The organism is Streptomyces microflavus, from assembly GCF_014650075.1.
Taxonomy (GTDB): Bacteria; Actinomycetota; Actinomycetes; order Streptomycetales; family Streptomycetaceae; genus Streptomyces; species Streptomyces microflavus.
The window spans coordinates 193,558-208,162 of record NZ_BMUG01000008.1; the positions used below are offsets into that span (position 1 = coordinate 193,558).

Genomic DNA, 14,605 nt, shown 5'->3' on the forward strand with positions numbered 1-14,605 from the left:
GCTGTCCATCGGATGCTCGATCCCGGGGCCCTGAACTGCCGTACCAATGACCGATCACAGCGTCGGTGCACCCGGTGCCGACGCCGCGTTCCCGCGATCCACCGCGTACGTCTGGCCACCATCCTCGATGTTGCTCTGGGCACGCCGGTAGGCACGCCGCCCCGGGGGATCCGCAGCCCGGTTCTGCTCGCCCAGTCGCGATGTCAGTTCCGCGAGGACGGAACGGGCTTCGTCCAGGGCGAGAACGGAAAGATCCACCGTCCGGGTCTGGCGAGCAGCTGTCTGCACTTCCAGATAGGCGTTCGCACAGGTCGTGGCATGCGACATGCGCTGGGGTGCGTTCACCGTGGTCATTATGGCACTGAGACCAGCGCACACCAGAGCAAGGATCCCTGCGGCGATACGCCCGGCCGACTCCACCAGCGCCGTCGTACCGGCCACCGCTGCCAACAAGCTGGCGGGGATTCCCAGCATCAGATGTAGACCCCGCCAGTGCTTCGCGGCCTCGAACTGCATCTGCGCGCTGTACATCGCGCTTTCCTCCAGCCTGCGCAACTCATCCGCGATCGCCGACAGCCGGGCACCAGGATCAGCATGTGGGCTCTCTGCCACGGTTCAGCTCCTCGTCGTCCTACGAGTCAGCGGGTGGGATCCTGCCGATACAACCGAAGGGCCTCCGGTACTGGATGTTCGGCGGGCAGCACTGTCGCCGCCGACTTCCAGAGGCGCACGGTGGCTGTGGAGGAGGCGCGCAGTGAGGGCAGCAGATCAGTGGCCGACAGAGTCCGCAGCGCTGCGAACGGTACGGGGGGCTCGTCCGCGACCAGTTCGAAGCGGCCTTGCGGGGAGAACAGCTCGAGGCTCCCGAGAAGAGAGCTCTCCCTGACGCGCAGGGCGATCCAGAAAGGCGCTGCCATCCGCTCGGCCGAACGCAGGGTGAGAGGCGCGACAAGGTCGTCCGTATCGGCCGCCCAGGCACCCTCTGCTCCGTCCGCCGGTTTCGGTAGCGTCACCGTCACCCGGACCTGCCCCCCGGGGGTGTGTTCGGCCTGCACCACGAACAGTCCGTCCGTGATGGTTCTGATATGGCTGGCGCCCGTCATGCGAGCCGCGGGCGGCAGTACCGAGTCCAGGCGCAGGGCAAGAGAGGGGATGCGTACCTGCGTCCGATCGGTATGCAGCCGCTTGGCCACCACCCGGGCGGTGTGCCGCAGCAGAGGGTCCCGCGTACTGAGCTGTTCGGCGACCTGGGCGAGTTGCCGAGCGGTGGACTGGGGAATCCGCTCGGGCCGGACGGTCAGCAGGCCTGTCAGCAGGGAGGCGGCTTCATAGCGCAACATCACCGGGTCCCTGCCTTCCCGCATCCCTCGTTCCAGGATCGCCAAGGGGCCTGCCAGTCGAGTGGCCGCAGGGGTGAGCCAGTGACGGAGCTCGCGGCGAGGCCGCTCCACGGGTCCAGCGCCGCCGAGCATCGTCAGGACGTTGCCCGCCACGGCTTCCAGATCGTTCCACGGCAACGTATGAAAGAGAGCCGGGGGCGGCTCGGTCTCGTCACCGAGCCGGTGCAGAAGCACATGCCTGAGGTCGAGGCCCTCCCCCGCCAGGACACGCAGAACCTCCGGCTCCGCGGGCGGAGCGTCCCACAGCTCCTCGATACGACCGACCAACTGCGCGCCCTCCGCGCTCGCAGGCAGGGGCCGCCCATAGTCGTCGAGCTCCGCATAAGCGATGCCGTGTACGGAGTGCTGCAGCGCCAGAGCGGTGACCGCCGAGCCCTCATCACGCCTGGCGGGCAGGCTCGTCCGCCGCCAGGCCGGGTCCTGGAACAAGGGCAGCACCCGGGCATCGGTCCGTTCGGCGCCGTCATTGACGCGTCCCGTCACACGGTAGGTCGCGGGCACGGACCCATCGGTGCCCAGGCGTGCCACCCAACGGGCAAGGGGGCGGTGGCGAGCCCCACCACTGACACCGATCATGGCAGAGCCGTCCTTCGGGTCTCCAGCAATGTCTCCAGCAGATGCGTCACACAGGGCCCCAGATCACTCGCCAGTGCCCTCTGCCGGTCGGCGGGCACGTCCCCCAGGCACTCGTGATGGAAGTCCCGCAGCTCACCCCATGCCTGGTCGCCTCTGTCCCGCAGTTCGCCGACCAGATCGGCGGGGAACTCCGCTGTCCACGAACACAGTTCACGCGTGTCCACCGGGCCGTCGGCCTCCCACCGCGCCATGAACTTCACCGCCCGCAGTACCAGCTCAGCCCTGACCACGGGGTCGGTCGACCGGCTCACGGGCACCAGTGCGCGCCCCGACACCGCCAGATCGGTCAGGCCTCTCTCGCTCGGGTCGATGACGAGGTGGCGCTCGAAATCGTAGAGGATGCTGTTGACCGTGAAGTCGCGGTTTTGGCTGTCGGCGGCGATGTCGGTTCCGGTGGTAGGAAATCCGAAGCCGTTCAGCCCCAGACCCCGGTACTCCAGCAGCGGGGTGGACAGCCTGGGGCCGTACACCGAGCAGACAAGGGTGTCGGGGCTGACCTTCGGCCACAACTCGTAGGTCTCACCGTCCTCCTCCAGCGCTTGGCGTGTCAGCTCCGCGAAGCGGCCCGCCGGTGCGGTACCCGTCAGGTCCAGGTCCCGGACGGCTTCGCGGCTGTGCCCCGACAGCAGTTCCCGGACGGCACCGCCGGCCAGCCAGAGCTCGTGACCGGCTGCCCGAACTGTCCGGGCAACGGGCTGGGCCACTGCTGCCCAGGGGGCGGACCCGTCGGCCAGAAGGTTGACTACGGCCGCCGGAAGACACGGTGACCTGCGCGCGGCCGGCACCACGGTGTTCTGCGGCAGCCTGTCGTGAGGGAGCCGCTCGTCGCCGGGGCCCGGAGGCCGGGAAGCCGGGACAGGACGGGGCGGAGGCCGGTCGCAGCCCGTGTCGCCCTCCGTCAGCAGTCGGTCGTGCCGCGCGTCGTCCGAACTCCCGCTCTGCGGGGGTTGGTAGCCGAATCCGACAACGACTTCCCCGTCCACCACGTCTGCCGCCATGACCGGCCCGCCCGGCCCGCGGAGCTCCACGTCCCGTGTGGCCGCGGAGTACGGCTGACAGCCGCGACCGCAGTGGCATTCCGGATACGCGATTTCCGCCAGACCCTCGCCTGGGATCCCGGCATCGTCCCTGAGTGTCACGGTGCATACCTCCCCGCCAGGAGGGCTTTCCCGCCCGATCCCGACCTCAGATGCAGCCGGTCCTCGAACTCCGGTTCGTAGATCTGGCCTGAGTACGTGTCTGTGCTCTCCGCCACCGGAATGTCCAGCAGGGCGATGTCGCTGAGTTGTTCGGCAGTGCAGGTGATGTCCCGTTCAGGCTCGTCGACACAGCGGTGCGCCGCGAGTCCGGGGAAGACGATGCCGTTCTCGGTGCGGCCCGGGTGGCTGCTGAGCAGCAGCACCAACGCACGCCGGCCTTCAGCCGTGCGCACCGCCGCTTTCGTCTCGTCGTCGCAGTAGCCGCACAGAGCTTCAAGACGTGCAACGTCACCGCCCTGGGCAGCATCTCTGATGCGCTGTGCGAGGTTCCGCAGATGGGCTGGAACAGGCTCACCTCGGTCCGTGGTGTTCGCGACACGCATCTCGCGGGGTTGCTTCGCGGCGGTCGGCGCCTCAGCCTTCCCGCTCTCCTGCGGGGTGAAGACGAAAAGCGATGCCCCCCGGCCAAGGACACGACGCTCACCTTGGCGGTTGGTGAACTGCAGATCGCCCAGCGCCGGAGTCATGTAGTCATCCGGCTCGTGCGACTGCGGCCGTTCGGGGACCAGGATCCGTGCCCTGCGGCCCTGGGCGCCGTAGCCGACAGCTCTCATGCCGGTTCCCAGGAAGCGCCACTCACCACCGCGCAGGTAGTACGAGACGAATCGCTCCGGAGGCGCTGCCTGACAACCCACCATCGGCCCGAACGTCATGGTGAGGCCCTCACCCGCCCATGCCAGACCGGTCACCAGGGCGCGCTCTTCCAGTAGTGCGTGGGTCATCGCCCTGTCAGCGGGACGCTTCGCGTTCTGGCGCCCCTTCTTCCCGTACGTCGCCCAGTGCGCGGCCCCATAGTTCCAGCAGGCACCGCCAGAGTCCGCCGAGGACCACGCGATACGGCGCCCGTCGGGCGACTGGACGCCGTCCACGAACGAGGTCGGCGCTCGGGCCGGAAGGAACGGCAGGACCTTCCCCGACTTGTCGACGGAGACAAGCTGGGACTGGCCACGGCCTGCCTCCTCCTCCGGCAGGGCGTCAGCGACTGTGACCGCATCCCGGCCGCCGGCGGCGACTTCGGCGTAGGCCCCCACCGGGGCGCTCAGCGGTGCGCGCCGCACCTGCCCGTCGGCCCTGAGTAGCAGGAGCGCGTCACCGCCGGTGGACAGCGTGGCGACCTCCTCCCCGAGGAAGCCGACACCCCTGCACGCGCACGGAGTTGTCTCCTCGCGGCCGGTAACGACGTCGAGGCGGTGCAGTCTTCGTCCGTCGCGGCTGTCACTCTCGTCGTCGATCCACGCCAGTGCCGAACCGTCAGGGGACCACCGCACGTCATCCGCGTTCGCCTTCAGCCTCGCGCCTCTCCAGGTCCGGCCGTCGGCGTCCGCCAGGACGATCTCCTTCGCCAACGGCCGGACGAACGCCAACACCGGGTCGCTGTGCCCGGCTGCTGACCTGCCGTTCTTCGACGCGTCGTCCTGGCTCGGCCGCCCCTCACATGCCGCACCCAGCAGTGCCATGCCCGCTACCAGCGCCGCGAACCATCGCACGGAGGCGCGCGGCGTCACTCGGTCACGCCCTTGCACAGGTCGATGTAGTCCACGGACTCGTCGACGTACTGCTTCCACTCGGCATCGGACAGGCCTCCGTCCGCCCAGTCACACATCCGTCGTTCCAGAGATCCCTCGGCCAACTTCCAGATGTTGACGGTTCCGGGGCGCTTGCGCTCGCGCTCCGGCAGGAGGGTGACCCCGGTGAGGTAGGCGCCGTCCGGTGACCAGGTCAGCTGTACTACGATACCGCCACTGGAATCGCGCAGTGGGGGCATCGCCTGCTGCCCGGTCGTCAGGTTGTGCACCAGAACCTGGCCCCCGACGGCGGACGCGACCAACCGCCCGTCGGGCGAGATCGCGACGTCACGGGCGGGTTCCCCCGGTGGCAGCTTCAGAGGCTTGCGTATGGCCGTCAGCTCTCTGGGGTCGAGCACGCTGATGACGTTGGTGGTCCACGCGTAGGCCAGGAGCCGCGACCCGTCCTTCGCCACGGACAACCGGGCGACATCGGGAGCGGGGCTCGTCCGAAGCCTCTTGCGGGTGACCAGGTCGACCAGGACCACTCGGGTCTGCTTCCCTGTGCCTTCGGTGAATGCGCCGGTCCTGCCGTGAATCGCCATGGCCGTGGAGGTGGACTTGAGCGGGATCATGCCCAGAAGGTCCCAGGTCTTCGTCGACCATATCGCCACCTCCCCGACCGCGTTCCGCGCTACCAGCACGTTGGCCTCGGGGGCGAACGCGACTTGCGCGGCGATGCGTTCCTCCGCCTTGCGCTGGCGGTCCTCGACCGGCGACATGAGAAGTTCCTGCTGAAAGGTGCCGTCCCGTTTCCAGACCGTCACTGCCGAAAATCCCCTGTTCTGCCCGGCAGCGACGACGAACTTGTCGGATATGGCCACGTCGTTGATGTAAGCGGACGAGGCAGAGTATTCGGTGGAATGCTCGTACGAGGGCGGGGCGGCGCCGGCCGGATTCGGCTTGGTGTCGAGGTCGATCGTGTAGAGGCCGTGGGACGTGTTCGTCATGTAGTCGGTGAGCAGGAGGGTGTGTCCCGAGCCGAAGGCCGCGCTCGTGGACAGGTCCGCCGAGGGCAGGGCTCGTTGCGCCGCATGGTTGCCGAGCACCGTGACGCGGGCGCTCCCCGCAGCCACGACGGTGCCGTCACTTGCCCGCACCGCGGCGACGGAGCGCCCGCCGGTGGGCACGGACAGTGGCTCGGAAGCAGTGTCGATTCCGGGCCGCACGGGGATCACTGCTGTCCCGCTCTTCCCGGCGATCACCACATGGTCGCCGTCCTGCTCCATGGCTTCGGGCCGCGAGGACAGTCCGCCGAGCGGATACGCGATCCTCTTGCGCCCGACCCGGTCCCAGGCCAGGACCCCGCCGCCCGTGGCCAGTGTCACCGTGTCGTGGGAGCTTTGAACCAAGGTCGCCTCGCCGGGGACTTCCGCGCCCGGGATCAGAACCGAGACCTTCTTCGTGCGGAGGTCCACGGCCACCACTTCGTTCGTCGTGAGCAGGAGGACGGCCTGGTCGTCGCCACCCCCCGGCCCGGAATAGCTGGCCACGACATCGGCACTGATGGTCGTCCGGCCCACAGGCAACTGGTCGAGGAGCTTCTTCCCCGCCATGTCCTTGAGCCTCATACACCCGGTCACCGTGCGGGTGACAGGATCGACGGTGGTCACGGCCCCCTCGTCCCAAACCGTGGTGAGCTCGGAACCGTTCGACGTGAAGCCCATCCCCACGATCTCGCCGTACGGCCCTATGCAGGACGGTGCTTTCACCTCTCCCTCCAGCTCGGGCTCGTCACCCGACGCGTCGAAGAGCCTGACGACCCTGCCGTCATGAGCCGCGAGAAACCCTGACTCCGTCCCGCGGACCATGCCCGCTGCCCGCCCCGGCACCTCAGCCAGCTTCCGCTTCGACCGGGTGTCCCATACCCGGATCACGTCATCGGCCCCCGAGGTGTACGCACGGTTCCCAGCGTCGTCGATGGCAAGAACATCAACGATGACATCGTCAGCCACCCAGCTGCGCACCGTGTTGCGGTTGGTCTCCAGAACTTCCTCGACCGCGTCCTTGGCTTCCTTGTTGCCTGGATCGATCTGGTAGCCGGCCAGGGCCAGCAGCCCGGCCGTACGAGGTTCGGTGCTCTTAAGCCCCATGGCCTGCGCGGCAAGTTCTGCCGCCACTGCCCGGCGGTTGTTCTTCTCGCTCGCGTCACTGGCGGCCCCCCACAGGACGACGGAGCCGGCGAGCAGTACCGCCAGGACGCCGGCACCCAGCCAGGACAAGGCCCGAGGGTCCAGACGGCGCACCTCCTTGGCGGCCTCCTCCACTGTGACCGCCCCGACAACGGTGGCCCGGCCACCGTGGCGCCGGGCCTCCTCCTCGTCCCGCTTGGGGACCACGACCCGGTGACCGTGCTCCACCACGCTCAGTTTGCTCTCGTAGCCGGTCACGGACTCGATGACGCGGGGGTTCTTCGCGTTCACCGCGCCGATGACGGACGTTCGGGGATTGACTCGCCGCAACCGCAGTCGGCCCCGCCAGTTCCCCCGGGTCCGGCCCAGTTCCATGAGCAGCACCGCGAAGGCCGCCCCGAAGGAGGAGTCGTTCACATGGTCGACGGGACCGTCGGCGTTCCTCAGTGACCAGAGCACGGCACCGTGGAGCTTCGCCGGGCGTGCGGTCTGCCAGGCGTCATCGAGGGACCTGCGGAAGGCCTCGTCCCCGAAGAAGACCGACATGCTGCGTGGATCCGGCAGGAGCCCGGAGGGCAGCCCACGCACCAGGTCCAACTGGAGGTGGAAGAGCGCACCGGTCTGGCCACGGTCGGCAAGTACGGTCAGCCTAGGTCCGCTCACCGGTCTGGGGAGTGCCCCTTCCAGAGCGAGCAGGACGAGGCACAGCTGTGGGAAGACCTCGGACGGGATGTGGTCGGAGTCGAGCAGCACGGCCAGTCGCTCTTCGTGGAGCGAGCCGGTGGGCGTGCTCCAGCTGCCCCGATCCGAAGTGGGCCGGTGGGCTGCGGCGGCACTGCGCATCAGCCAGGATGCGCCTGTGCGCAGATGCCACTCCGCCTCGTCGGCCTCCCCGACCAGCGCGAGACCGAGGGCCGCGTAGGCGCGTAGGGCCCGGGCAGGTACTGGCTCGCCGTCGACGAAGGGAGCGTCCGCCGAGTCGTGCAACGCGGCGTATCCGGGTGCTTCATCGAGCACGTCATGCAACGGCGTGCGGCCTGCCATCAGGTGATGCAGTGTCTGGACATCGGCTTCGGCGACGCAGTGGATCAGGAAATTCCACAACGGCTGGTCTTCGCCGAAGAGCCGGTGGAAGAGGTTCCATTCGTCGCTTCCCGGGGGCAGGCCGTGCAGTAGTTCACGGACCGCGATGGGGAGCAGGCGTTGTTCGGACACGGCTGCCTTTCATCACTGCAGGATCACGAGAGCAGTCATCGTGGCAGCCTCACGGGCCGAAGAGTGCAGGAACGGCCTAATTGGGGTGGCGGTCAGCTCGTCGGCCTTTTCAGTCCTGCCACATCAGAATCAGGAGTAACCCCAGCAACAAATCACGATCACATGTGGGGCACGCGAACTTCTCGTCACCAGGGCGTAGGTGCCGCAGGGTCATGAATGGTCTGCCATTCTTTGCACACGAGCGACTCGCAATCGAAGGAGAGCAGTGGGTTCGACGACCTCACCCCGGCACCCGCGGCGGCTCATATGCCTGCTCAGCACCGCGCTTCTCCTCGCTGCCTGCCAGAGCGGGAAGAGCGACGACCGGCCCGGGCCCGACGTCCGCGCCATGCAGTGGCGGCAGATCCCCCTCACTGAACTGCCTTCCGCGTTCTTCGGAGTATCGGCCCGCTCGCTCGTCGCATCGAAGGACGGATTCCTCCTCGCTGTCCGGCCGCAGAGCGGCCGATCCGAGCTGTACCGGTCCACCGACGGCCTCTCATGGAAGCCGTCCCGCCCCTCGGCCGAGCAGATGACGGTCGATGTACTCGCCGGACAGGACGGTGACGTGATCGCCGGTGGCCGCCTCTTCGCGGACGGCGAGGAAGTTCCGGCGACCATGCGCTATCGCGGCGAGGGAAGGTGGCGCAAGACCGAGCTGCTGCCTGACGGGACGTCCTCGGACGTCGTGCTCGCCACGGCCCAGGGGACGCGCGGCTCCGTCGTGGTCGGGCACGACGGCGGGCCGTTCGAAGCAGGGAGTGGTCAGAAGAAGGGCCGTAGCCTGCGCGTCTGGGGCTCGACAAGGCAGGACGCCTTCGGGCCTCCGCACGAAGTCGTCTGCCCCCAGTGGCCGGACCAGCCGCCGGAGGTCGAGGCCCTCGTGGACGAGGACGGCTTCACCGTATGGGCGCGGTGCCGGGACGCCTGGGGTACCTCGGCCACCTTCACCCTCGAAAGTTCCGATGGCGAGACCTGGCACAAGGAACAGCGCCACCCAGCACCCCTGGCCCCGCGTGCGGACGCGACGAGCCCGTCGAAGGGAGCCCGGGTCGGCCAGATCGTCCCGTGGAAGGGCGGGTACCTGGCCCTGGGGTCGGCTGAGTCGCCGGCCAGGACTACCGGCGCCCTGTGGTACTCACCGGACGGGAGTCATTGGACCAGGGCGACCAGTGGCGAGGACGGCTTCGCTCAGTCGGTGCGGGTGGACGCCGCCGCCGAGTACGCCGGCACCCTGCTCGCCTTCGGCACCGATCCGGCACCAGACGGACACCCACCCGTGCGCACCCGGGTGTGGCTGGGCACCCCGTCCGGGCGGCCGGCGAAACCGATCCCTGCCAAGGGCGAGGGACTGCAGGCGGTGTCCGGCACGTGGAGCTGGGCCCAGGCCACCCTGAAGGTCTCAAGGGAAGGCAGGTTCACCTACCGCTACCGCGTCATGCGCGACTGCGCCACCGACGCCCCGCCCTGCGACGATGTGACCACATCCACCTGGGGCGGGATCGTCACCGGCACACTCGCCGAAGGTCCTCGTGGGGCCGTGCAGGGCAGGGTGAGTTCTTCCAACATGCCTGAGAAGCGCCACGCCCCAGGCTCTTCGGTCAGGGTCACCCGCGAGGCTTACGACGCCGTCGGTCTCAGCATCGGCCCCTCGGTGGTGGGCATCTTCTGCCGCCCCAACGCCTACGACGAACGCTGCCATGACGTACATGGATGAGGCTGGTACAACGCAAGGGTGGCACGGCAGTAGCGGAGCAACGGAGCACAGAGTCCGGCGACTGGGCGCGACCACCCGGGCCCTCGCCGAGGCCCGCACCGACCCCGACTTCGTTCTCATCGCCCGTACGGACGCCATCGCGACCGAGGGCCTGGACGCGGCGATCGAACGCGCCCACGCCCACGCGGAGGCCGGCGCGGACGTGATCTTCGTGGAGGCTCCGGAGATGCGGCAGACCTCTGCCAGGAAGCTTTTCGGACAGGCAGCGGATCATTGCCCGCCCCGATCGACCCCTGAGGTAGTACGGCGGGCGGCTACTTCAGGAGCACCGCCGAGCACGAACGCGAGAGAATTCACCCCGGCCTCCAGGGTCACCTCTTTTCCGGCTCCGGGCCCGTACCCGCATCCGTCCGCAGCTTCAGCACTGGCAAGTTCGCCCACTTCCCCCGCATCGCCATTCCTGTGTCATACGTGACCAACTGCGCTGACCCGGCCGCGATCGTGTGCACGGCAAGGGCCCGGTCCACGATCTCGTCATCCTCGTCCGGGAGCCGCACATGCCCCGGGTTGTCGAAGAGCACCTCGACCTTCACCCGTCCCAGGCGCTCATTGCTCTCCAGGAGCCGGTCCAACACCGCGAGGCTGTACCCGGCCCGCCACCGGACCTGCCTGTCCCTCGACTCCTTCAGCCGGTCCAGCTCATCGACAACCACCATCGGCACCGTCACCCGAACCGCTTCAGCTCCAGCGCCCGCCAGCACAAAGAAGTCAGTGTCCTCCAGCTTCGTCTCATGCTTGATGAACACACTGGTGTCGAGCACAAGCACGGAAGTCATAGCCGGCCAACGCCGCATCTGCCCCTGGAAAGCACCCACCGCCGCCTCCAGAGCGACTACACGCTCCCTAACCTCGTTGGCGAGGAGCCCGTTCACCAACCGCTGCTGGTCACTGCCTGCCAGATGCCCCACACCATCCAACAGGGACTGATACATCCGAGTCCTGATCAGACGATTGATGTCGCTCGCACTGATCTGGCCGACCAACAGGCGCAGGGAATCGTTGGCCCACTCCAGGTAAGCCAGGAGACGGCCGTAGGCGGAGCTGTGGTGCTGCGAGTCCAGGTTTCCCGCGGCAACAAAGACGGATCGCAAAGCGCTGAGCACGTTGTCCCGGTGGGTTCCGGGTATCGGAGTGACGATCATCAGCGGATGATGTCAGGCCAACCCGACCGCTGCAGAACTTTCGTAGACCTCGCTTTCCGGCTATAGGCATGCTCCGCAGTTGTCTACGTTGCCGACCCTCGACTCGACCAACCTCCGTTAAGACAACCGTCACGTTATCTGGTCGCGCCCCCACTAATCGGTCGTCGAAGGGCTTCGCATGGCGGACACGACATATGCCCGCACCTGGTCCGGTTGGGCATATGTGGCGTTCGTCCTGGACGTGTACGCGCGGATGATCGTCGGCTGGCGGGTCGCGAACCACATGCGAACGGAACTGCCGCTGGAAGCTCTGGAGACCGGCTCGCAGACATCGGTGCCTTCGCCTCCGTCGGGTCGGGCGCGAACGAGGGAGCCTTCTGGCGAAGCAAGGAGCAGACCCCGCACTCCGCCTGAACCAAGACCACCGGACTCTACGAAACTCGGGGCAGCTCAGGGTGTGCGGCAGGGGCGTCAGGGCGGGGCGGGCGGGCCAACCAGGCCCGTTGTCAGTAGCGTCCGGCAGAATCCGCTTCACCGACGCCACCATGACCTGGCGTCGCCCGGTAGGAGAAGAGGGTTCCTGTGCGTGAACTGCCCATGTTCGAACGCCTTTATCCCGATGTCCAGTTGACGTCCCCCTCGGAGAGGTTCGTGCTGCGGTGCGACTCGGAGGGTATCGCCGTGGTCACGGACACCGACCGAGGTCAGGTCGTCTGGCGGGCGGGCGCGGCCGGCCGGCTATTGCTCGGACACGGGTACGAGGTCGTCGTCGAGGGCGGGGAGGACGACGACACGGTGTGGCGCTCCGGTTTCGCCGCGCCCGGGGCGCAGTACCTCATCCTCACGGACGCCGGAGAGCTGGAACTCCTGGACCGCTCCCACGTCCGCCTCGGCAACATACGCACCGGACTCACCCACCCTGTGCCGCTCGGGGACGCGGCGCCCGCGGCTGCCATCACCCGGGATGCGTATCTGGTCAGGGAGGAGAAGATGCGGCGGACGGTGGCCCGCGAGCAGGGCGGATGGCTGCGGGTCTGCGAGTACGGGAAGGGCGGGGGTATGAGCTACGCGCTGACCCGTCCGCTGGTCGACTGGTTCGAACAGGAGGACACCGTGCTCACCTGGCGCCGGCACCTGGCGGGTGGTTCGAAATCCAAAAGCCTGATGCTGTGCCTGGTCGACTCCGACGGGACCGTCCTGTGGCACGAGGGCACCCAACGCCCGCAGGGACCGGTCCCCCCGGGAGAGCCCTACGCGTACGGTGGGCCCGCACTGGAGGCGGGAGGGCGCCTGCGCAACCAGTCCCTGACGTCTCCCGCAGGTACGCACACACTGGCCCACCAGGGCAACGGCGACCTGACTCTGTACTGCCACACCGAGCGCCGTGCCGTGTGGTCGACCGGCACGGGGTGGGTGGACGGAGGATGGGCCGAGCTCTCCGAGGACGGGGTCCTCTCGGTCCGCAACACCCATGGTGTCCCGGTGTGGAGCTCCGGCCCATCCGGTTCGGGGGCCCGCCGGCTCGTGGTCGGAGATGACGGCCGTGCCGAACTGCTTGACGTGGACGGCCGGTCGGTGTGGTCCACAGGCACACACACGGCGTGCCACGGCCCCACGGCCGACGCCCCGCGGGGCGCCGTGCTGCGCCGAGGACAGACGCTCGGACGGCACTCCCTCACCTCCCCCGGCGGAAGCACCGTGCTCGGACACTGGGACGAACGCCGCCTCGTTCTGTTCGGGGCCGACCAGACCTGGCTCTGGTACGCGCACCTCGGCGAAGCGGCCGAGCCCGGACTGCGGCTCGACGAGGACGGCATGCTGCGCGTTCTCGGCGACGAACGCCCACCGCTGGGCGGACCGGCCGACGAACTGCGTGTCGAGGAGGGCGGAGTGATCCTGTGCCGTGCCGACGGCACCATCGTCTGGCGTGACGGCGAGGCGGTGGCCGAGCACGCCGCCGCCCCGAACCCGCACGCAAAGGGAGGGCTCGTGAAGAGCCTGCCGGACACGGACGAGACCCTGCTGATCCGCACCGACTTCTCCGACCCGACCGCTTGGCAAGCCCTGCTCACGACCGTCACGACACCGAACCAGGACGGCTTCCTGGCGAACGTCCACCCAGTGGACGAACTCGCCTATCGCGACCTGACGACCGAACAGATCCTCTCGGCCGCACGCGAGCTGGACACCGACCTTCTCATCGTGGCCGACAAGACCTCCCTCACGGCGCCGGAGATGCCGCTGCTGGCCCTCCTGCTCATCGACGAGAACGACGAATGTAGGGAGGGTGAGGCCAGGCAGGAGCACGGCCAACTCCGAGTCGTAGCCGCAGAACTGTGGTCGGTCGTGAACAATATCTCCCTCGCCAACATGGATTGGGAGGACTTCGAGAACGCCACCGACAACGGTGTCTTCCGGGGCTTCTGACCTCGGCAGGATCGAAGGGGCGTCCCGAAACACATCAGATGAGTCGAGCACCCTCCGTCCATGGCGACGGCACACGGTGGGCGTGCCGTCCACGCGGGCGATTCGTCGGCGTCATGCCGGGGCGTCGTCCCGACCCTGAGCTACAGCGGAACGTGCTCGGGCCCCGTTCGGAGTCGGAGAGGTCATTGGAGCAGCCTATTTCCACCACAAATCGCAGTTGGTCCATGAATCAGATGTTTCGCCTGTGGGCTGCGTTTGCAGGTGGGAGGACACCGGGTGAGGGTTGAGGGGTCCAGGAATTCCTTGGGGTGCAATCCAACATCTCGGCAGGGGTCCCGGAGGGGAGGGGGCAGCCATGACCGACATGGCAATGACGTCATTGCGAACGGCTCCCTGAGCCGGCGCCGGTGGCTCAAAAGTTGCGAGTACGCGAACCGGGCAGGTGGAAGTTAAGGAGACCCCAGATGGCTACGCAGGTCAGCAAAGCGGTCCTGGTACGGCTTCAAGCCCTCCCCGGCAGGGAGGACGACGTCCGCGACTTCCTGAATCAGGGGTTGTCAATCGTTGAGGGGGAGCCCGGGACGGTGAGGTGGTTCGGAATCAAGTTCGGACCCTCGTCGTTCGGGATCTTCGATGCTTTTCCCGACGACGACGGGCGCCAAGCACACCTGTCGGGCGCGGTCGCGCAGGCGCTCAGCCAGAAATCGGGTGAGCTCTTCGAGGAACCCACGATCGAGCTGATCGATGTGGTCGTGGAGAAGCAGCCCGCTTAAGACCCCGTGAGGACGGGCCAGGGTGACGCGTCACTTCCCGGGCGGGGCCGAGGCTCCAGGAACGTGTAGCTCGAAGCAGGCTCCGCTGGTCCGGAAGGCGACTCCCTCGGCGGACCGTCCTGTTCTCTGCGTTGACTGATCGGGTACCCAGTGCCGGAGCGAGGGAGCCCATCACGACAGTCATGAATCCTCTTTCGAGGGATGCTCGCGGAACGACGGAGAGGATCGGAGTGTGCGTAC

At 67.9% G+C, this 14,605-nt stretch carries 10 protein-coding genes and 1 pseudogene; 5 read left to right on the forward strand and 6 right to left on the reverse strand.

Annotated elements, in window-relative coordinates:
• Positions 1 to 54 precede the first annotated feature (54 nt).
• The 5 genes from IE264_RS23700 to IE264_RS23720 form a co-directional block, all read right to left on the reverse strand.
• A complete protein-coding gene (locus tag IE264_RS23700; RefSeq protein ID WP_051821752.1) occupies positions 55 to 612 on the reverse strand; it encodes an SLATT domain-containing protein in 558 nt (185 codons plus the stop codon).
• A gap of 26 nt (positions 613 to 638) precedes the next feature.
• Complete coding sequence (locus IE264_RS23705; RefSeq protein WP_158706515.1) at positions 639 to 1,901, reverse strand: hypothetical protein; 1,263 nt, start codon at positions 1,899 to 1,901, stop codon at positions 639 to 641.
• Positions 1,902 to 1,972: 71 nt separating this feature from the next.
• Entirely contained in the window at positions 1,973 to 2,740 is a 768-nt protein-coding gene (locus IE264_RS23710) for a nucleotidyltransferase family protein (RefSeq protein ID WP_158706514.1), read from the reverse strand.
• Between the two features lie 431 nt (positions 2,741 to 3,171).
• On the reverse strand, positions 3,172 to 4,752 hold the full coding sequence (locus IE264_RS23715) for a TolB-like translocation protein (protein ID WP_158706513.1): 1,581 nt from the start codon (positions 4,750 to 4,752) through the stop codon (positions 3,172 to 3,174).
• Positions 4,753 to 4,796: 44 nt separating this feature from the next.
• Positions 4,797 to 8,207 (reverse strand): WD40 repeat domain-containing protein, encoded by a 3,411-nt coding sequence (locus IE264_RS23720; protein WP_032755467.1) that lies wholly within the window; start codon positions 8,205 to 8,207, stop codon positions 4,797 to 4,799.
• Positions 8,208 to 8,472: 265 nt separating this feature from the next.
• On the opposite strand from IE264_RS23720, the gene IE264_RS23725 reads away from it, so the two are divergent.
• Together IE264_RS23725 and IE264_RS38700 are read left to right on the forward strand one after the other, a co-directional pair.
• Entirely contained in the window at positions 8,473 to 9,963 is a 1,491-nt protein-coding gene (locus IE264_RS23725) for a hypothetical protein (protein WP_032755465.1), read from the forward strand.
• Entirely contained in the window at positions 9,956 to 10,438 is a 483-nt protein-coding gene (locus tag IE264_RS38700; RefSeq protein WP_078657404.1) for an isocitrate lyase/phosphoenolpyruvate mutase family protein, read from the forward strand. Before IE264_RS23725 ends, IE264_RS38700 begins: the two co-directional genes overlap by 8 nt.
• Here the strand turns inward: IE264_RS38700 and IE264_RS23735 are convergent.
• The gene (locus tag IE264_RS23735) at positions 10,335 to 11,165 is read right to left on the reverse strand and encodes a PIN domain-containing protein (RefSeq protein WP_078657390.1); all 831 of its coding nucleotides are present in this window, start codon (positions 11,163 to 11,165) and stop codon (positions 10,335 to 10,337) included. The two genes, IE264_RS38700 and IE264_RS23735, sit on opposite strands and share 104 nt — an antisense overlap.
• 172 nt (positions 11,166 to 11,337) lie before the next feature.
• On the opposite strand from IE264_RS23735, the pseudogene IE264_RS38070 reads away from it, so the two are divergent.
• The 3 genes and pseudogenes from IE264_RS38070 to IE264_RS23745 form a co-directional block, all read left to right on the forward strand.
• Positions 11,338 to 11,481: pseudogene (locus IE264_RS38070) on the forward strand (DDE-type integrase/transposase/recombinase); the annotation flags it as partial.
• Between the two features lie 266 nt (positions 11,482 to 11,747).
• Entirely contained in the window at positions 11,748 to 13,592 is a 1,845-nt protein-coding gene (locus IE264_RS23740; RefSeq protein WP_032755463.1) for a DUF6924 domain-containing protein, read from the forward strand.
• Between the two features lie 464 nt (positions 13,593 to 14,056).
• Entirely contained in the window at positions 14,057 to 14,365 is a 309-nt protein-coding gene (locus tag IE264_RS23745) for a putative quinol monooxygenase (RefSeq protein WP_032755461.1), read from the forward strand.
• The last annotated feature ends 240 nt before the right edge of the window (positions 14,366 to 14,605 follow it).